18 protein-coding genes are annotated in these 17722 nt (G+C 58.3%); 8 read left to right on the top strand and 10 right to left on the bottom strand.

The window, feature by feature from the left end; translation table 11 throughout:
• Positions 1-170: 170 nt before the first annotated feature.
• Genes G439_RS0108310 through G439_RS0108300 form a run of 3 tightly spaced genes read right to left on the bottom strand, consistent with a single transcriptional unit; the run spans position 171 to position 2109 of the window.
• On the bottom strand, positions 171-986 hold the full coding sequence (locus tag G439_RS0108310; protein ID WP_022868722.1) for a hypothetical protein: 816 nt from the start codon (positions 984-986) through the stop codon (positions 171-173).
• On the bottom strand, positions 986-1735 hold the full coding sequence (locus tag G439_RS0108305; protein ID WP_022868721.1) for an ABC transporter ATP-binding protein: 750 nt from the start codon (positions 1733-1735) through the stop codon (positions 986-988). The genes G439_RS0108310 and G439_RS0108305 overlap by 1 nt, the downstream gene beginning before the upstream one ends.
• Complete coding sequence (locus G439_RS0108300) at positions 1732-2109, bottom strand: GntR family transcriptional regulator (protein ID WP_022868720.1); 378 nt, start codon at positions 2107-2109, stop codon at positions 1732-1734. The genes G439_RS0108305 and G439_RS0108300 overlap by 4 nt, the downstream gene beginning before the upstream one ends.
• A 473-nt stretch (positions 2110-2582) precedes the next feature.
• Here G439_RS0108300 and G439_RS12245 point away from each other — a divergent pair, with 473 nt between their 5' ends.
• A complete protein-coding gene (locus G439_RS12245; protein ID WP_022868719.1) occupies positions 2583-3593 on the top strand; it encodes an endonuclease domain-containing protein in 1011 nt (336 codons plus the stop codon).
• A gap of 232 nt (positions 3594-3825) precedes the next feature.
• Positions 3826-4257 carry a ribonuclease E inhibitor RraB gene (locus G439_RS0108290; protein WP_022868718.1) on the top strand — a complete coding sequence of 144 codons (432 nt, stop codon included), beginning with the start codon at positions 3826-3828 and terminating at the stop codon, positions 4255-4257.
• 245 nt (positions 4258-4502) lie between these two features.
• Here G439_RS0108290 and G439_RS0108285 read toward each other — a convergent pair whose 3' ends face one another.
• From G439_RS0108285 to G439_RS0108275, 3 genes are all read right to left on the bottom strand, one after another.
• Positions 4503-6866, bottom strand: coding sequence for a glycogen/starch/alpha-glucan phosphorylase (locus tag G439_RS0108285; RefSeq protein ID WP_424133833.1), 2364 nt, complete (start codon positions 6864-6866; stop codon positions 4503-4505).
• Between the two features lie 223 nt (positions 6867-7089).
• Positions 7090-7728, bottom strand: a complete 639-nt coding sequence (locus G439_RS0108280; protein ID WP_022868716.1) for a MarC family protein — start codon at positions 7726-7728, stop codon at positions 7090-7092.
• Positions 7725-8570: a PHP domain-containing protein gene (locus tag G439_RS0108275; RefSeq protein ID WP_022868715.1), complete on the bottom strand. Its 846-nt coding sequence runs from the start codon at positions 8568-8570 to the stop codon at positions 7725-7727. Before G439_RS0108275 ends, G439_RS0108280 begins: the two co-directional genes overlap by 4 nt.
• 130 nt (positions 8571-8700) lie before the next feature.
• Here G439_RS0108275 and G439_RS0108270 point away from each other — a divergent pair, with 130 nt between their 5' ends.
• Complete coding sequence (locus tag G439_RS0108270) at positions 8701-10236, top strand: aminopeptidase P family protein (RefSeq protein ID WP_022868714.1); 1536 nt, start codon at positions 8701-8703, stop codon at positions 10234-10236.
• A gap of 8 nt (positions 10237-10244) precedes the next feature.
• Here the strand turns inward: G439_RS0108270 and G439_RS11665 are convergent, their stop codons facing one another.
• Positions 10245-10970 carry a YflT domain-containing protein gene (locus G439_RS11665; RefSeq protein ID WP_022868713.1) on the bottom strand — a complete coding sequence of 242 codons (726 nt, stop codon included), beginning with the start codon at positions 10968-10970 and terminating at the stop codon, positions 10245-10247.
• Between the two features lie 81 nt (positions 10971-11051).
• On the opposite strand from G439_RS11665, the gene G439_RS0108260 reads away from it, so the two are divergent.
• From G439_RS0108260 to G439_RS0108245, 4 genes are all read left to right on the top strand, one after another.
• On the top strand, positions 11052-12353 hold the full coding sequence (locus G439_RS0108260; RefSeq protein ID WP_022868712.1) for a magnesium transporter MgtE N-terminal domain-containing protein: 1302 nt from the start codon (positions 11052-11054) through the stop codon (positions 12351-12353).
• Positions 12346-12957, top strand: a complete 612-nt coding sequence (locus tag G439_RS0108255) for a DUF1003 domain-containing protein (protein WP_022868711.1) — start codon at positions 12346-12348, stop codon at positions 12955-12957. The genes G439_RS0108260 and G439_RS0108255 overlap by 8 nt, the downstream gene beginning before the upstream one ends.
• 35 nt (positions 12958-12992) lie before the next feature.
• Complete coding sequence (locus G439_RS0108250; RefSeq protein WP_022868710.1) at positions 12993-14123, top strand: Mrp/NBP35 family ATP-binding protein; 1131 nt, start codon at positions 12993-12995, stop codon at positions 14121-14123.
• Positions 14124-14193: 70 nt separating this feature from the next.
• Positions 14194-14823 (top strand): O-methyltransferase, encoded by a 630-nt coding sequence (locus G439_RS0108245; RefSeq protein WP_022868709.1) that lies wholly within the window; start codon positions 14194-14196, stop codon positions 14821-14823.
• Between the two features lie 82 nt (positions 14824-14905).
• Here G439_RS0108245 and G439_RS12415 read toward each other — a convergent pair whose 3' ends face one another.
• A complete protein-coding gene (locus tag G439_RS12415) occupies positions 14906-15070 on the bottom strand; it encodes a DUF3117 domain-containing protein (protein ID WP_022868708.1) in 165 nt (54 codons plus the stop codon).
• A gap of 164 nt (positions 15071-15234) precedes the next feature.
• On the bottom strand, positions 15235-15966 hold the full coding sequence (locus tag G439_RS0108235) for an LOG family protein (RefSeq protein WP_022868707.1): 732 nt from the start codon (positions 15964-15966) through the stop codon (positions 15235-15237).
• A gap of 101 nt (positions 15967-16067) precedes the next feature.
• Between G439_RS0108235 and G439_RS0108230 the strand changes: the two genes are divergently transcribed.
• Positions 16068-17156: a phosphohexomutase domain-containing protein gene (locus G439_RS0108230; protein ID WP_022868706.1), complete on the top strand. Its 1089-nt coding sequence runs from the start codon at positions 16068-16070 to the stop codon at positions 17154-17156.
• Between the two features lie 3 nt (positions 17157-17159).
• Here the strand turns inward: G439_RS0108230 and G439_RS0108225 are convergent, their stop codons facing one another.
• A complete protein-coding gene (locus G439_RS0108225; protein ID WP_022868705.1) occupies positions 17160-17714 on the bottom strand; it encodes a hypothetical protein in 555 nt (184 codons plus the stop codon).
• Positions 17715-17722: the final 8 nt, after the last annotated feature.

Raw genomic sequence — 17722 nt, 5'->3', positions numbered from 1 at the left:
CCATGAACCGGTTCCGCCCTCGTCTGTATTTTTGTGGGGCTATTGCTCACGCTGGCTCAGTCTCGCCCTCGTCATCCTGTTCCACCTCCCCCGAACACTTTTCGCGAGGGACGCCCATAAGTCTCGCGAGGGACGCCCAAGTTGATGATCGGGAGGGGAAGTGACTCGTGTCAACGCAAGGACGTGTGCCTCTCGATCGACCGGATTCCCCACCACACCAGGAATGTCGTCAACGCAATCTGTAGTGGCACAAAACCTAACCCAAGCGTTGTTACCGCGCCGCTGTCAGGGAAACTCTCCAGCAGGCCCGTCAACATCGTTTCACCGGAGAACTCCCCCGTCGTCATATTGATACCGCCAGGGATCACCAGTATCCCAAACATGTTGATGACCTGGGACACCACATAGTAAAGAATCAGACCGACCAGCGGAGCTCCAAACCCCATGTGGTTCCACTTTGCTTGGGCACCGATGCTCATGATCGCCCAGATCGACAAGATTGCGAAACTCAAAGATCCAACCATACTCAAAACCGCAAACCAAAGGAACGTTGTGGGTATTGCCCCGATCTGGTCGAAGGCCGCCGAAACGGCATCATTTAGGGACGCGCCGCCGCGAATGGCCCCGGCCAGCAGAGACAGTCCCATCCCCACTCCAGCCAGGATCGTCGCAACAAGCCCGAAGCTAATAGCGACAATGGTCTTGGACCAGTACAACTGACGTCCCGGTACTGGCAAGGAGTGGGTGGCATAGCCTCGCGGCCCATACATTGATTGCCAATAAGATCCTGCAAGCTGCACAATAACAGCAGCTGGCAACGCTATTGAGACCAGCGGCACGAAGGAACCAGCCAAACCTGAGATCACGGGTAGCTCTGTCATAGACACCACCCAGGCAAGCACAAGCATCACCGTGATGGCTGCGATGATTTTGAAGACGTGCTTAGTGTTGTCTCGGTATTCCTGCTTAATTAGTGCAGCAAGCATCAGCGGTACTCCTGTCGGAAGAAAGCGTCCAAAGATAGTCCCGATTCGCTGCGTAGATCATCGGCGTCTGCATGCAGCAAGACCTTGCCTTCTTTGACGAATACCGCGGTGTCGATGATGGCTTCGACGTCGGCGATCAGGTGCGTGGACATGAGCATGAGCGATTCAGGATTGAAGTCGGTGAGGATGCCTTGGAGGATGACATCTCGGGCAGCAGGATCGACGCCGGACAGAGGTTCGTCCAGAAGATAGACCTTGGCGTTACGGGACATAACGAGGGCGATCTGGAGTTTTTGCCCCATTCCCCTCGACATTTCTTTGAGAGTCCGATTAGCCGGCAACGCGAAGTATTCGACAAGCTTTGCGGCCTTTTGCGCATCAAAGTCTGCGAAGAATCGCTGGTAGTAGGCGATGGCAGCAGAAGGGGTCAGGTCCGGATTGAGGAAGTCAGCATCGGGCAAGTAGGAGACGATGGCTTTGGTTGCGGGTGCGGGTTTGTGCCCTGCGATGCGTACGTTGCCTGTCCAGTCAGCGAGGACGCCCGCCAGGATTTTCAGCAGCGTGGTTTTGCCCGAGCCATTGGCTCCAAGCAGCCCGACGATGTGACCTGCTGAGAGGGTGAGATTGAAGTCTTGGAGCGCTGGCTGTCCTTTGTAGTTTTTTGACAGCGCGGCGATGTCGATCAGTGGAGAACTGTACGGTTCTCCTGAGCTGGTGTCTCGATGACGGGAGAGGGATTCGCTGGTCATGATGCGTCTCCTTGTGGGTATTCAACCCATCGCGCTGCCAGCAGTTTTGTGGCTTCGTCAAGTTCGAGGCCGAGGCTGGCGATAGTTGCGATGTAGGCGTCTGTGGTGTTCGAGGCGAGTTGGTGGCGCGCCTGAGCGATGGTGTTTTGATCTGTTGTTACGTAGCGTCCGGCGGTCCGTTCAGTGACGGTGAGGCCATCGGCATCCAGTTGTCCGAGTGCTCGCTGCACGGTATTGGGATTAACACCCATTTCGCCGGCGAGTTCTCTCACGCTGGAGATCCGGGTTCCGCTGGCCCAAAGTCCGGAGGCGATTTTGCCTGCGAATTCTTGTGCGAGTTGGACCCAGATTGGGCGGGTATCGTCGATGCGCATCGGCAGTCCCCTCACTTGCTGTATTAATACAGTAATACAGTGACACAGTTTGCCAACTGTGTCAATCTCTTAATACAGATGAGGCGCACCCTCGTCTCACTCAGGTTCCGCACAGTCAATCCACTCTCGCAAAATAAGGTCCTACGTCAAGCGCTGGGCCTGGGCCCGACCTCGTACACCAAGTACTACGCAAGACGACCACCACGTGCCCAAACCATCCTCTGACGCACCACTTCGTGCACCGGACCCCGGGCCATCTTGCCCGTCACTCCTAGCCGCACTGCAGCCTGTGGATAACTTCCGTGGAGCAGTCTGCGCACCGTACGGTGATGAGTAGTGCTCTCGCGAACGCATCCTTGCCAAGCCAGGACGAAGCACATCCTCCCGCGCCATCCCCGCAACCACGCTCCGCACACTTCCCTGCAAGCTCCTCCTCGAAACCGAAACGCAAACACATTCACCAGGAAGGACGTATGGACACTCCCTCCTCTACCTTGATACGCAATTCCCTCATCCACTCGACGCGTTCTGCGCGTAAACGCCCTCGCGATGCCATCCTCATCCATGTTGGAATTTGGCTGCCCACCGATCTGCTCCGTTCCCTACGCACTGACTGGCAGCGTCGCCAAGTCGTGGCAATAGCCAGAACGTGGGCGGTGCTTTCAACACGCAAGACGTGCCGCGCTACAGGCTTGAGCGCCGCACTCATTTTGGATCTTCCGCTCGCCACTCCCCCGGCTCGCATTCACCTGACATCCTCGGCCCGCCGCACATCCAAGCCGACCAGACTGCCGCCCGTCCTCCTCGACGGTCAAGTCATTGCACCCGAGACAACAACGCTGTTTCACAGTCCGCTCACCTGGCCCGTGGATTTTCCTGCAAACCCCATTCAGGACAATATTCAAGCCTTAGAAGCAGTAATTTTGTCCTGTAGCTGCTTGCACCCCAACCAGGAGGGATTTGTCGCGATTTGCTCAGCTTTGCGCCGCTTAGCAGTTCCCGGTGGCGCTAGACGTCGGTACCATTTCCAACTGGAACAAGCGACGAAACGTAAACTCTCGCAGATCCTGGCGGAATTGCCCGCGCATACCCCACGGAGGGCGCAGGCTTTGTGGGCTGTCAGTAATGCGGAAGCTCGCTGTGAGTCTGTGCCGGAGGCGCGGCTGCTGTGGTTGCTGCGTTCGGGCGGCATCAAAGGTGTTGAGGTTCAGCATTTGGTAGCGAACAGGGATTATCGCTTCTACCTGGACTTTGCGATTCCTCAGCTCAAGATTGCTCTCGAGTTTGATGGTGACGGCAAGTATGGCTGGACTCAAGAGGACCGGGCCATCGCGTGGGGTGATCAATTTGAACGTCAGGAGTTCCTGGAGGACCGCGGTTGGACGGTGATGCGTGTGCATTGGGCAGATCTTGCGGAGCCGGAGGTGTTGTTGAGCAAGGTTCGACAGTTGATTCGCCAGGTTAAGTTGCATAGTCGGCGTTGAGTTCCGGTCTTCTCTTTTCACGAGGACGGTCCTGGGCCCGACTTGCGCTAGCTACGCGCACACACCTCTCTCGCACAACTCCATCCTCGCGCAACAGGCCACAAACCTCCCCGCCCTCGCGCACCAAGTACTACGCAAGACGACCACCACGCGCCCACCCCTCCTCTCACGCACCACTTCGTGCACTAAACCCCGGCCCGCCCCGAAGACTTGCAGGTGCTAGCGTCACCCCATGGGTATCTTCGACTTCATCTCGACCCGACGTCACGGCAACGCTAAAGACAAGCCATCTGCCTCGCCAATCGAAGAGCCGATTACGCCAGAACCTCCTCCCAGCTCCGGTAACGAGGACGATGATGCACAAATCCGTTTCATCGCCGAACGCTCTGATCTCACCTTGCCGCGCAGATGGATCCACTACCTGTCCTTCTCAACCACCGAGGCCGCGCGCGAGGCCGTACGAGAAGCTCGGCAACTCGGCTGGCCGCTCATGCGCCAAATCCACACAGATGAACTCTCCGGACGACAAGTGGTGATCCTGAGCCGGTCAGACTTGTGCGTCGATTGGGATTCGGTTCGTAGCACACGTGAACTGTTGACGAAGCTCGCCGAGGACGAGGGCGGCAGCTACGACTCTTGGGAGGCTGCAGTCCAGCCCGCCTGAGCAGGACGTACCCTTGACGTGGGTCCGCCACACGCAAAAGGCGTGCCGAGATGAAAACACGTGAACGGACACTGATTCGCCCCCGAACGTGGGCGCACACTGGCATGGGGTTTGCATGCTACACACACAGCCCCAAGCGTTGCCGGGCAAGCACAGACTAAGGCACAACGAAGCCCACCACGCATCACTTGCGCAGCGGGCTCGTCGTTTAACCTAGGACCAGTCAGCCCATAAGCTCCAGCGAATCAGTCGATGGGGCTGGATTCCAGCTTCCACACCTCGTCGGCGTAGTCGCGGATTGTGCGGTCAGAAGAGAAACGCCCCGAAGCGGTGATATTCGCCCAGACCTTGCGCGCCCAGCCGCGCGCATCCGCATAGTCAGCAGCCATGCGGTCCTTGGTCTCGCGGTAAGCCTCGAAGTCTCCCAGGACGTAGTAGACATCTGCAGGTTCGTAGCCGTATTCAAGCAGCGAGTTGCGCAGATCATGGAACCAACCCGAACCGTTGTCGTCCAGGGTTCCGTCAACCATGGCATCGAGGACGCGACGCAAGCCGGGGACATTCTCGTAATGCCAGCGCGGATCGTAGCTTTGACGTAGTTCAGGAAGCTCGTCCTCGGTGGCGCCAAAGATATAGGCGTTGTCGTCACCCACAGCGTCAAGGATCTCAACGTTTGCGCCATCGAGCGTACCCAGAGTCAGCGCGCCGTTCATCATGAACTTCATGTTGGATGTGCCCGACGCTTCCTTGCCCGCTGTTGAAATCTGTTCGGAGACGTCGGCAGCGGGAATGATGTGCTCGGCGGGCGACACGTTGTAGTTGTGGACGAACACAACCTTGATGCGGCCGTCGATATCCTCGTCATTGTTGACCAGCTCTGCAATGGCATTAATAAGCTTGATAATGGCCTTGGCTCGGATGTATCCGGGAGCAGCCTTGGCACCGAACACGAAGACCCGCTTGGGCAGATCCAGGCTCGGATCGTCCTTAATACGGAAGTACAGGTCGAGGACGTAGAAGGCGTTCAGGAGCTGACGCTTGTACTCGTGCAGGCGCTTAATCTGAACGTCAAAGATCGCGTCTGGGTCAATATCGATGCCTTCGTGTTCCTTGATCCACGCCGCGAAGTCGACCTTGTTCTCATGCTTAATGGCGGTGAGACGATCCAAAACCGTGTCGTCTTCCGCAGCTGCCGCATATTGGGCTAGTGAGGACAGGTCGGTCACCCATGCGTCCGAACCGGTGACGTCGTCAAGAAGCTGGGCCAAACGCGGGTTGCATTGCTTGAGCCAGCGACGCGGCGTGACACCATTGGTCTTGTTGTTGAATTTCTGGGGCCACAGGGCATGCCATTCGCCCAGGGTTTCGCGTTTGATAATCTCGGTGTGCAAGGCCGCGACACCATTGATCGAGTAGGAGGCGTAGCAGGCAATCCACGCCATTCGCACGGTGTTGCCGGCAACCGGAGCCATGTAGTCGATGGTTCCCTGCTCCAGGCCATGCTCAGCCATATCGAGGCGGAATCGACGGTCGATTTCGCGCACGATTTCAGCGATGCGGGGGAATAGGCGGTCGAAGATCGTCATTTCCCAGGTTTCGAGGGCTTCAGCCAGCACCGTATGGTTGGTGTAGGCGAAGGTCTTGGTGACAACCTCCCACGCGTCTTCCCAGCCCATGCCGTGTTCGTCCATGAGCAGGCGCATAAGTTCAGGGATGGCGAGCACCGGGTGGGTGTCGTTGAGCTGGATGGCGTTGAAGTCTGCGAAGCCTGCGAGGTCGTCGCCGTGTTCTGCGCGGTAGGTGTCGATGATGGACTGCAGGGATGCAGAGCAGAAGAAGTACTGCTGGCGTACGCGCAGGACCTTGCCTTCGAAGGTGGTGTCGTTGGGGTAGAGGACGCGGGAGATGTCGTTGGTGCGTTCGCGGTCAACGATGGCGTCGGTGAAGCGCTGCGAGTTGAAGGCGTCGTAGTCGAATTCTTCGATGGGTTCGGCTCGCCACAGACGAAGCGTTCCAACGTTCTTAGTGCCGTAGCCAGTGATCGGCATGTCGTAGGGGACGGCACGCACCACGAGGTCGGCATAGGTGACGATGCGTGCTTGTTCTTCGCGGCGGATAATGAAGGGGTACCCCTCTTCCATCCAGGGGTCGGGGTGTTCGGTTTGGAATCCGTTGTCGAAGAGCTGCTTGAACAGTCCGTAGCGGTAGAGAATGCCGTACCCGGTGACCGGAAGGTTCAGGGTGGCACAAGAGTCAAGGAAGCATGCTGCCAGACGGCCCAGACCGCCGTTGCCCAGTGCTGCGTCGGGTTCTTCTTCGAGGACGATGCTGAGGTCTTGGCCGTATGCGGCCAGGGTTTCGCGTGCTTCTTCAACGAGGCCGAGGTTGGACAGGTTGTTGAGCAGGGCTCGTCCCATGAGGAACTCGGCGGAGAAGTAGTGTTCTTGGCGTCCAGCCGAGTATTTCTTGGATGTGGCATCCCAGTTGTCGGCGATGCGGTCGACGATGGCGGCTGACAGTCCTTGCCAGACCTCCATCGATGTTGATTCGACGACCGGTCGGCCCGAGGTCGAGCGGACCTGGGAGGCGAAAGTGTCTTTCAGAGTCATAGTCATCCCCTGTTATGGCATATTCGGTCGGTACCGCGGTCGCGGCACACTTGGCTGAACTGTCCCTTTGCAGACTACCGAAGATCCTGTTTATAAGGCGATTCGGCTATTTGAGTAATCTCACGACTTTGGTTGGCGCCATAGAGGCCGTATGCCAAACGTTTTCACACACATTGGATGAATATTCGCCTTTTCGCCAACTTTCGTGCAGATCTCGCCCTCGTCACACGATGTTCGACGATGTGATGAACGCAAAAATTGCCTCCATCACAAGCTGCGTGGCAATTGCTGCCAGAAGCAGACCGGATATCTTCGTCAGCAACATGATGCCGCCCGGCCCTAAGAGCTTTGAAAGCTCAAGGGAAAAACGCATGGTTGCCCACAGGATCAGGTGAGCTAAGACAACTGCGGTGATGACGGCAACCCACCCGGGGGCTGATGAATTCGCGTGCGCCACCGACACCATGACTGCCACGATTGATCCAGGTCCTGCCAGCAAAGGTGTCCCCAAAGGGACGAGGGCGACGTTGACTCGGTCATCTCCGGTGTCAGGTTCTTCCGAACCTTTATCCGTGAGCAATTCCATTGCAACCAGGAAGAGCAAAACACCGCCGGACAACTGCAATGCTTCCATGGAAATCTGCAGCAGGGACAGGATCTGCTGGCCTAAAACTGCAAATGCCAAGATCACACTGATGGACACAAAAGTTGCTTGCGCAGCGGCTTTACGCTGAGCAGCCGAAGATAGGCGCGACGTGAGCCCAAGAAATACCGGAACGCTACCTAGCGGGTCAAGAATGACGAAAAGCGTTGCAAATGTTGTTGTAAATAGGGTGACATTGAAGAAATCTTCGATATTCATGGACGCAACACCTCCTGGCTGCCCCTCTCAATAATCTCGTGGATGACTACAGGGTCTGTGAGATTTTCTCCCAGCCGATTCTGTTTTCCAGTCCCGTGGTAGTCCGAGGACCCGAAGATCCGCAATCCTAGCCGCCCAGCAATCCGGTCTACGTCTTCTCGGTCAGTCTGCGCATGGTCTCGGTGGTCACGTTCAATCCCGAAAAGCCCGGCCTCAGCCATAGCGTCAATGACGTCTTCTGCTAGAAGCTTTTGGCGTTTGCGCGCTCGCGGGTGAGCCAGAACAGCCACTCCCCCGGCTTCAATGACTTGACGGACGGCTTCTACCGGGTGCGGCGCCCAATGGTGCGCAAAGTACGGGCCACGCGGATGCAGGACGTATTCGAATGCGCCGCTGCGGTCGGGGAATGCTCCGACGGCTACGAGGGCGTCAGCAATGTGGGGGCGTCCGATCGGGCCTCCATCTGGGGCGAGGGCGAGCACCTGTTCCCAGGTGATCGGATAGTCCGCGGAGAGGTTTTCAACCATTCGCTGGGCACGCGTTTCGCGTGATTCCTTGGCTTGGGCGTAGGTTTCAAGCAGTTGGGAGTTTGTCGGATCTGGTAGGTAGCCGAGCAGGTGAACGGTGATCCCGTCGGCTGAGCAACTCATTTCAACGCCTCGTAGTAGGCCAACCCCCGTGGTTTCGACGGCGTCAGCGCCCTCCTCCCACCCTGCAAATGTGTCGTGGTCGGTCAGTCCGATCATGCTCAGGCCAGCGTTGGCGGCGGCTTGCATGAGTTCAGTGGGGGTGTCTGTTCCGTCAGAGCACGCAGAGTGAGTGTGGGGATCGATGCGCTCCATGCTTCGAGGGTATCCATCCGCTCCCCGCCGCACCAATCCTGTGCGCCATCACGCTGGATTCTGGTCGACACGTGGGTTTGGGTCGAGCAGCCGTCAAGTCGCGGGCCGTCTCATGATGCATGATGGAGGCATGACTGATTCGCAGAACATCACTTCTTCCCCAGACGAGGCCCCCGCGTCCATGGCTGAACGCGTTGAGGGCCGCTCGCGGCGCCCTGATACTGAGGCATTCCGTGAGTTCATGGCTTCAAGTTGGGGCCCTCGTCCGGCCGACCTGCCTGAACGCGCCGAGGTAGCCGACTATCTGGCTGACCGAGCCGCAGCCGCCGGATCCCCATTTGGAACCGATCGTCTAGTTGTTCCCGCTGGCACATACAAGGTGCGTAACAACGACTGCGATTACCGTTTCCGCGCACACTCGGCTTTCGCGCACCTGACCGGCTTGGGTGGAGAGAAAGAACCCGACGCCGTCCTCGTCCTTGAACCGCACGAGGGCCAAGCCCATGAGCCTGTGCTCTACTTCAAACCGCGGTCCTCGCGTTCAAGCCAGGAGTTCTACTCTGACGCCCGGTACGGGGAGTTCTGGGTGGGAGCCCGTCCCTCGTTAGAGGAAATGTCTGCGGCTACGGGCCTGCGCTGCGAACACATTGACAACCTGCGCGACGCTCTGTCAAAGGACGCCGGCCAGATTAATCTGCGTATTGTGCGCGGGGTCGACCAGGCCATCGAAGAGATGGTCACGGATATCCGCATCCAGTCTGATCTGCCCTTTGGCGAGGACGCGCGCGAAGACGACGAGAAGTTCGAAGAACGTCTCTCTGAAATCCGACTGTGCAAGGACGCATACGAATTAGCAGAATTGCGTCGGGCCGTTGAGGTCACGAAGGCCGGATTCGACGACATTATTAGGGTGTTGCCGCGGGCTGTGGGGCACCGGCGCGGAGAGCGCGTGATCGAGGGCGCCTTTGGTGCGGTGGCTCGCGAAGAAGGTAATGGCTTGGGTTATGACACCATCGCGGCGTCAGGCAACCATGCGAACACGTTGCACTGGATTGACAATGATGGTCCGGTTCACGAGGGCGACCTGGTGCTCGTTGATGCGGGTGTCGAAGTCGATTCGCTCTACACCGCTGACATCACTCGAACCCTGCCCGTTAACGGGACTTTCAGCCAGGTTCAGGGGCGCGTCTACCAGGCTGTATTGGATGCCTGCGAGGCAGCTTTGGCACGCGCCAACGAACCGGGTTGCCGTTTCCGCGACGTCCACGACGCAGCCATGCAGGTGATCGCAGATCGGCTGGAAAAGTGGGGATTGTTGCCCGTTTCAGCGGCAGAGTCCCTGTCGGCTTCGGGCCAGCAGCATCGCCGGTGGATGCCCCACGGCACCTGCCACCACTTGGGTCTGGACGTTCATGACTGCGCTCAAGCGCGTCGCGAAATGTACCAGGACGCCTTACTGGAACCGGGAATGACCTTCACCATTGAGCCGGGCTTGTACTTCCGCTCCGATGATCTTGCTGTCCCTGAGGAATACCGAGGTATTGGCGTGCGTATCGAGGACGACGTCATGGTAAATGAGGATGGTTCAGTTACACGCATCTCGGAGGACATTCCTCGCACCATTGCGGATGTGGAGAGGTGGATCGCTCAGGTTCAGGGCCGCTGAATTTGAGCTTACGAACCAGTCTGATCTGACGATGCGTCGGATGGTTCTGACGTATTCGGCGCTTCAACGGTTTGGGAGCTAGCCACTTCCGCATCTGTTTGGGGTGTGTCGTCTGCTGTTACGGCTTGTGCAGCAGGAGAGGTTGTGCCTCCGGTCCGCACACCAAAGCGGGGTTGCTCGTCTGGGCGTGAACCGTATTCGGTGGGTCCATCGGACTGAGGGCGCACGCGCGCAGGCCGGGGGCGCATCTGGTTGCCGGGAGTGCGCTGCAGCAAAGTGAAGGCTTGATCGACGTCTCCAGAAGCTAGTACCGCATAACGTGACGCGACCACTTGGGACTGCGAAGTGAAGTCGCGCTGACCGCCAGACATTGCGTAGGACAGGGCTGCCATCACAGTGCCGATGAGGGCACCGCCCAGGATGCCGAAGAACACCCACATGAGTGCGGTCTGGTTTTGCGAGGCAAAGGACATCATCAGTCCCATGAAACCTCCCCACATTGCGCCAGAGGTGGCCCCCGACAGCGCAGAACGCGCCATCGTCAAACGCCCCGTAATGCGTTCAACCAGGTGAAGGTCGGTTCCGACAATCGTGATGACTTTGACGTCAAACTCGTTGTCAGATAGGAAGTCCACACCAGCTTGGGCTTCTGCGTAGGTCTTATATGAGGCCACCTCTGTTCCCGAGGGCATCGTCGGCATACCTGCGCGTAAAGCGGAAGCGTTAGGAGCCATGTGTTCTTCCTTCAACGTGAGACCGGACCCGTTTTCCATCCGTTCATGAGGATGTTCCACTTAAAAGCCTAAGCTGTTCCTATGAGCAGCGCAGCATTGGAACTTGGAACCGCAGGGCGTCGCGTCTACATTGGCAAGCTCGCTGGCACCTCCGTATTCGATCCTCTGGGGGATCGAGTGGGAAAAATCCACGATGTCGTCGTCACCTTCCGACTGAACTCCCCCGCCAACGTTATCGGCTTTGTTGTCGAGGTCGGCCCGCGCAAACGCGTCTTTATGCCGCTGACCCGCGTCACCTCTATTGAGGCGGGCTCAGTCATCACCACGGGCCTGCTCAACATCCGCACCTTCAAACAACGCCCTCTGGAAACCATGGTGCTGTCTGAACTCTTCGACCGAGTCGTGACAATGAATGACGGCTCCGGACAGGTCAAGATCCTCGACGTCGCAATGGAACGGCGCCGCCCTCGTGACTGGGTGATCTCTAAACTGCACGTTCAGCGCCAAAAGTCGGCGTCCATTTTCTCTCGCGGAGGCGAAACCCTCACAGTCAGCGCTTCCGAAGTTTCGGGCCTGCTCAAAGCCGACTCGAACCAGGCGGCAACCGCATTGCTCCAGCACACAGAAGACATGCGGCCCGCGGACTTAGCTGACTTCTTGCACGACCTACCCATCGAACGGCAGATGGCCATTGCGCAACAGCTGCCGGACTCTCGCCTAGCTGACGTTCTTGAGGAACTGGGTGACGATGACCGCGTGGCCATCGTGTCCGGTTTGGAAGCCAACCGCGCCGCCGACGTCCTCGACGTCATGCAGCCTGACGATGCGGCCGACCTCGTGTCTGAACTTCCCGAAGCCCAAGCGCAAACACTGCTGTCCCTCATGGAACCTGAGGAAGCTAAGGACGTGCGCAGGCTGCTCAGCTACGAGGAATCCACGGCAGGCTCCCTCATGACCACCGAACCAGTAATCCTCGGGCCTGATGCGACTGTGGCCCAGATGCTGGCTGACGTGCGCAGAGAGGACCTGCCTGCGTCCTTGGCTATGGTTGCGTTCATTACGAGGCCGCCGCAGGAAACCCCTACCGGCATGTACCTCGGCATGGTTCACATCCAGCGTGCCTTACGCGAGCCCCCCCAGACATTGCTCGGTACGATTCTTGATCGTGACATTGAGGCGGTGTCTCCGGAAGCTCACATCGCCACAGTCACTCGACTTCTGGCAACCTACAACCTCACCGTCCTACCTGTTGTCGACGAGGACGAGCACCTGCTCGGCGCAGTGTCTGTCGACGACGTCCTCGACGCCCTCCTACCTGAGGACTGGCGAGACTTCGACGACGAGGTAACCGACCGACTTATGGCAAGGAGCATCGATGGCTGATCGTCTTGACACCCCCAAAGAGCGCTCTTTCCGCCTTCCTCGGATCAACTTGGAATCCGAGGGTGTGGGACGCGGAGCAGAAGGCATCGCCCGTTTTTCAGGCACCCCACAATTCCTCATCTACCTGACGATCTTCGTTGCCATCTGGCTTGCCTGGAACACCCTGGCTCCAAAAGCATGGCAATTTGACCGCGCCGACCTGGGCTTCACAGCTTTGACCCTGATGCTGTCCTTGCAGGCCTCGTATGCCGCTCCTCTGATTCTTTTGGCTCAAAATCGCCAGGATGATCGCGACCGAGTCCAAGCTCAACAGGACCGTCAACGAGCCGAACGCAACCTGACGGACACCGAATATCTGACGCGCGAAATTGCTGGCCTGCGCCTCGCCCTCCAAGACGTGGCCACCCGTGACTTCGTGCGCTCAGAGTTGCGCGACATGCTTGACGATCTGCGCGAAGAGCTCTCTGCCAAAGTTGAAGACACCGCAGAGCAGGTGACTTCTGCGACAGCAGAAGGCAAAACCTTAGCGGAGTTGGCCGCAGAACAGGCCGCTGCGGAGGCTGATACAAACACAAGTGGCGAAGATCAGCACCCCAACTCCTGAAAGCAACGCCTGCGCCAGGCACGTAGGATAAGACCATGTCTGTCACCGTTGAACAGGTCATGACCGCACTTGAAAGCGTCATTGATCCAGAGATCCGCCGCCCCATCACCGACCTCGATATGGTCTCGCCCGAGCTCCTGTCCGTTGACGGTGCAACCGTCAACGTCGAGGTCTTATTAACTACGGCCGGTTGCCCGCTGCGAGGCACTATTACCGCCGACGTCACCCAAGCTGTTCAAGCCCTCGATGGAGTTGAAACTGTCAACGTCACCATGGGCGTGATGAACGACGAACAGAAGAAGGCGCTGCGCGAAAAACTCAACGGCGGCAAAGCTGAACGCGACATTCCCTTTGCTCAGCCAGGCTCACTGACGCGTGTCATCGCTGTGACCTCAGGTAAAGGTGGGGTGGGCAAGTCTTCAATGACTGCCAACCTTGCTGCAGCAATGGCTCAGTCGGGACTCAAAGTGGGCGTCATGGATGCCGACATCTACGGTTTCTCTATCCCGCGCATGCTCGGCGTTGACCACGAACCTCAGGTGATCGACGGCATGATCATTCCGCCAGTTGGCGCTGCCGACGTCAAGGTCATTTCTATTGGCATGTTCGTGCCCGACGGCCAGGCCGTCATTTGGCGTGGGCCCATGTTGCACCGCGCCCTTCAGCAATTCCTCGCAGACGTGTTCTGGGGTGACCTGGATGTGCTCCTCATCGACATGCCTCCGGGTACTGGTGACGTTCCGATTTCTATTGCCCAGCTGCTGCCCAACTCAGAAATCCTCGTGGTCACCACGCCTCAGATTGCCGCAGCCGAAGTTGCTGAGCGCTCTGGATCCATCGCATCCCAGACTGAACAAAAGGTTGTTGGCGTCATCGAAAATATGTCCTTCCTGCCACAAGAAGACGGCTCGCGATTGGAGATCTTCGGTGCGGGAGGCGGCAAGTCTGTCGCATCGCGTCTGACCGCTCACCTGGGTTACGAGGTTCCGCTGTTGGCCGAGGTGCCGCTCGACATCAAGTTGCGAGAGGGCGGGGACCAGGGCAAGCCTGTCTCCATCTCTGACGGCCCTGCCGCCGAGGTCCTGGCATCGCTCGCGGGCAAGCTCGGCGCCCGCGAACGCGGACTTGCTGGACGCCCCTTGGGAGTTTCTCCAATTCTTCACTGAGAGCCTGACACCACTTGGGCGCTGCGGGCGCTAGGGTGTTGACGTATCACCGATTCGAAAGGCGGTCACGATGGCTGATAAGGCCCAGACCTGGGTGTACGCAGAGGATTACATTCCCGAAAGCGATGTCGTCGCTGACGCCCGAGCCACCGGCGTTGAGCTGGGAGCTGAACCGGTCTCTACCGGAACGGGTGCCGCCCTGCGCATGTTGGCCGCAGTGTCGGGGGCTCGTGCCGTCCTCGAAGTGGGAACCGGTACCGGCGTGTCTGGCCTGTGGCTGCTCGACGGCATGGCCGCCGACGGCGTGTTGACCACCATTGATCAAGAGGTCGAGTTCCATAAGCACGCGCGTAAGGCGTTCACTGCTGTTGGAGTGTCAGCCCAACGCACGCGCCTGATTGCAGGCCGCGCCTTGGATGTGCTGCCACGAATGGCTGCTCGCGGCTACGACATGATGGTGCTGGACGCCGACATTTCAGAAACTCCCGAATATCTTGATCACGCAGTGCGGGTTCTGCGTCCCGGTGGTTTGATCGCTTTCGTTCATTCGCTCTGGCATGACCAAGTGGCTGATCCTGCACGCAGGGATGCTCAAACGGTGGTGGCCCGCGAGGTTGTCCACTTCCTGCGCGACTCAGAAGATTTTGTGGCATGCATGCTGCCCGTAGGCGATGGCCTGACGGTTGCAGTTAAACGGTAGCCGATGACAAGTTTCCAAACGCAAGCCCCCGGCACCGATGGTGTCGGGGGCTTCGTCCTCGCCACTGCGAGGAAAGACAGGTTCAGACCGCTTCGCTCAAAGCTGCGGAGAGCTCTGTGGCTTCATCCGGGGTCAGCTCGATGACTAGACGGCCGCCGCCTTCGCTCGGGATGCGCATGACGATGCCGCGCCCCTCTTTCGTAGCCTCCAGTGGTCCGTCTCCGGTCCTAGGCTTCATGGCTGCCATTGATGCACTCCTCTTGTGCTGGGCTGGCGGCTTACTTCATGCCGCAGCGGACTCACCTATTTTACCCGTAAAGTGGGCGAGAGACGCTGCAAAGTCGACCAGGCTCACATTTCTGGGTGTTCATCCTGGTCAAAAGGGGCGCTCAGGCCCCTCCACAAGGACTCTCAGCCGCGCGTCGCAAGACGCACAGCTTCGGCAGGATCATCAACAATGGGCATCAAGTCAATGTCACCAGCGCTAATCGTTCCTTCTTCAACCATCGTTTGAACGATCCATTCTTTTAGGCCTGTCCAATAGTCGGACCCTACGAGAACAATGGGGAAGTATTCGATTTTTCCGGTCTGGACCAAAGTCAATGCTTCAAAAAGCTCATCCATGGTTCCAAACCCACCGGGCATGACAATGAAGCCCGTCGAATACTTCATAAACATGGTTTTGCGGGCAAAGAAGTAACGGAAGTTGATTCCGATGTTGATCCAGGGGTTCATCGACTGTTCATGTGGCAGCTCAATCCCCAGTCCAATCGACGTGCCCTTGGCGTCCCACGCCCCCTTGTTCGCAGCCTCCATCGCCCCAGGGCCGCCGCCCGTAATGACCGCATAGCCTTCGTCCACCAGGAGCCGACCTACCTCGTAGGACTTATCCCAAACTTCGGTGCCTTCGCCGGTGCGAGCCGAACCAAACACCGATACTGCGGGACCGACCTCGGCAAGCGCGCCGAAGCCTTCGACAAACTCCGATTGGATTCTCAGGACTCGCCACGGATCCTCATGCAGCCAGTCCGAGGAATGCTGGGAGTCCAATAGCCTAGTGTCTGAGGTCTGCGTCGGGATTTTTTCTCCACGCAGGATCACTGGTCCACGGTGGTAACTCTTACGCCGGGCTTCGCCGCTCATTGGTCCTCCAGACGAGGTCGGTGCTTCATCAATCGCATGCAAGCGTACCGTCAGAATAGCGACAGCTTCGTTGAGTTCGCTCCACCCGCTAGCCTTAAGGCATGTCAACAACGCTGCCTCTGCACAACCGCAATGCCGCAATCTCTATGGCCGCTGGTGTTTCAACTTTCCTAACGAACACAGCCGGAGGGCGTTTCAGGGTCGTTGTTGGTTTCGATTCTGGGTCCGAGTCCCTGGCCCTCGACGCGGCTGCAGTAATCGAGGGCGCCGGCGGTCACACGATCCTCATGCCCAGGCCCTTGCCCACACCGATCATTGCTTTCACCGTCCGGATGCTCTTAGCGGATGCGGCGGTCATGATCTGCGCAGGACCTAGTCCTTCCATTGGCCACGAATGCACTGTCTTCTTTGGAGGGCGGGTCGCCGACCCTATTTCCGAGGGCGTGCGCGTGGCGGGTGTCAACGAAACTGAACTCCTCAGTGCCATTGAGACCGCAGCTTCCGCGCAGACAGTACAGTTAGCCGAATCTGGTTGGGAACAGGTCGGTGAAGGCATGATCGGCGCCTACATTGACCGAATCATCTCCAACCACGGTGCCAAGGACCGCAGCCTCAAGATCGCTTATGCGCCGACAACAGACAGCGTGGATGGGCTCCTCAGTGGTGTCCTTGAGCGAGCAGGCTTCAATGTTCTTCAAGTCGAAGCCCACGCCGACATCAATGCAGCATTGCAAGCAGTTGGAACCGACGAAGCTGGCCTCGTCCTCGTCACAGATCCGCACGGGGAACGACTCTGGGCGGCCATCCCCAACTCTTCGACGCCCGGGCGTTGGCACCGGCTCTCCAGTGACGAGGTCGCACGGATATTGGGCGACCGAATTGCGCGAGCCCGCGCGATGGATGAGGACGCGGTCTTAGTTTCAACAACTGATTGTTCTGACGTTTTAGATGACGTTGCGAAGATTCATCAGGTGTCTTCAACTCGCACCGAAGCGGGGATGAAAAACATTGCAAGAACACGAGGCATGGTTTTCGGCTACGACGGTGAACACGGATATTGCACAGACCCTGCGTTTGTCCGCGATAGCGACGGGATTTCTGCCGCCGTCATGTTGGCTGCGACTTTCGATGATGCCCGACGTGAAAATCGCAGCCTGGAGGGCTGTAGCAGCACCCAGCGCTTCGCGTGAATCTTAGCGTTCTTGAACAGGAGTCAGGGCAAAAAGTATGCGATGCCAATATCCCAAGGCTGGGCGGGCTTCTTCCTGGCTTTCCAACACTGCCCGCGCCCTCACCTTAAAGACCTGCCCGCTCGACGGCTCAAAAACCGAATAAACACCTGCGGCGTCACCATCATCTCCGGCCAGAATCGCAATCACATGCCTGGGAATCAGATCGTCGAAAGGTTTGTCTGACCCACCCGTGTAGCCGAAAACATCCAGGCCGTTGCGTAAGCTCTCATCAATCGCCGGGCCCATTTTTTCCCCGGTCACCACCTTGTAACGCAGCCCTGTGGCACGCCTAGCTAAACGGGCCAGTGCCCACGGTGAGGTTCCTAAACTTTTCGGCCATGGCAAGCCCACTCGGGCTGCCACCTCGTGCAACGCCACCTGAGTGCGCGCGATGCGTTGCCTATCACCGCGCAGATAATCCGAGTCTTTCCCTGCCCGAGCAGCCACTACCGCCAAGGAAGCGATGCCGCAGGTTGTCGCGTCAACCTGGCGAGGATAGGACGAGGCTGGTTTCATGACGAACG

The sequence above is a fragment of the Schaalia vaccimaxillae DSM 15804 genome, assembly GCF_000420425.1.
Taxonomy (GTDB): Bacteria; Actinomycetota; Actinomycetes; order Actinomycetales; family Actinomycetaceae; genus Pauljensenia; species Pauljensenia vaccimaxillae.
Note: the sequence above shows the minus strand (reverse complement) of the source record. Positions and strands in the feature narration are given on the sequence as shown.

What these genes read in the sequence shown, in the direction of transcription:
- G439_RS0108310 (WP_022868722.1), bottom strand. Translation starts at nt 986, where the DNA reads ATGCTTGCTGCACTAATTAAGCAGGAATACCGAGACAACACTAAGCAC.
- G439_RS0108305 (WP_022868721.1), bottom strand. Translation starts at nt 1,735, where the DNA reads ATGACCAGCGAATCCCTCTCCCGTCATCGAGACACCAGCTCAGGAGAA.
- G439_RS0108300 (WP_022868720.1), bottom strand. Translation starts at nt 2,109, where the DNA reads ATGCGCATCGACGATACCCGCCCAATCTGGGTCCAACTCGCACAAGAA.
- G439_RS12245 (WP_022868719.1), top strand. Translation starts at nt 2,583, where the DNA reads ATGGACACTCCCTCCTCTACCTTGATACGCAATTCCCTCATCCACTCG.
- G439_RS0108290 (WP_022868718.1), top strand. Translation starts at nt 3,826, where the DNA reads ATGGGTATCTTCGACTTCATCTCGACCCGACGTCACGGCAACGCTAAA.
- G439_RS0108285 (WP_424133833.1), bottom strand. Translation starts at nt 6,866, where the DNA reads ATGACTCTGAAAGACACTTTCGCCTCCCAGGTCCGCTCGACCTCGGGC.
- G439_RS0108280 (WP_022868716.1), bottom strand. Translation starts at nt 7,728, where the DNA reads ATGAATATCGAAGATTTCTTCAATGTCACCCTATTTACAACAACATTT.
- G439_RS0108275 (WP_022868715.1), bottom strand. Translation starts at nt 8,570, where the DNA reads ATGGAGCGCATCGATCCCCACACTCACTCTGCGTGCTCTGACGGAACA.
- G439_RS0108270 (WP_022868714.1), top strand. Translation starts at nt 8,701, where the DNA reads ATGACTGATTCGCAGAACATCACTTCTTCCCCAGACGAGGCCCCCGCG.
- G439_RS11665 (WP_022868713.1), bottom strand. Translation starts at nt 10,970, where the DNA reads ATGGCTCCTAACGCTTCCGCTTTACGCGCAGGTATGCCGACGATGCCC.
- G439_RS0108260 (WP_022868712.1), top strand. Translation starts at nt 11,052, where the DNA reads ATGAGCAGCGCAGCATTGGAACTTGGAACCGCAGGGCGTCGCGTCTAC.
- G439_RS0108255 (WP_022868711.1), top strand. Translation starts at nt 12,346, where the DNA reads ATGGCTGATCGTCTTGACACCCCCAAAGAGCGCTCTTTCCGCCTTCCT.
- G439_RS0108250 (WP_022868710.1), top strand. Translation starts at nt 12,993, where the DNA reads ATGTCTGTCACCGTTGAACAGGTCATGACCGCACTTGAAAGCGTCATT.
- G439_RS0108245 (WP_022868709.1), top strand. Translation starts at nt 14,194, where the DNA reads ATGGCTGATAAGGCCCAGACCTGGGTGTACGCAGAGGATTACATTCCC.
- G439_RS12415 (WP_022868708.1), bottom strand. Translation starts at nt 15,070, where the DNA reads ATGGCAGCCATGAAGCCTAGGACCGGAGACGGACCACTGGAGGCTACG.
- G439_RS0108235 (WP_022868707.1), bottom strand. Translation starts at nt 15,966, where the DNA reads ATGAGCGGCGAAGCCCGGCGTAAGAGTTACCACCGTGGACCAGTGATC.
- G439_RS0108230 (WP_022868706.1), top strand. Translation starts at nt 16,068, where the DNA reads ATGTCAACAACGCTGCCTCTGCACAACCGCAATGCCGCAATCTCTATG.
- G439_RS0108225 (WP_022868705.1), bottom strand. Translation starts at nt 17,714, where the DNA reads ATGAAACCAGCCTCGTCCTATCCTCGCCAGGTTGACGCGACAACCTGC.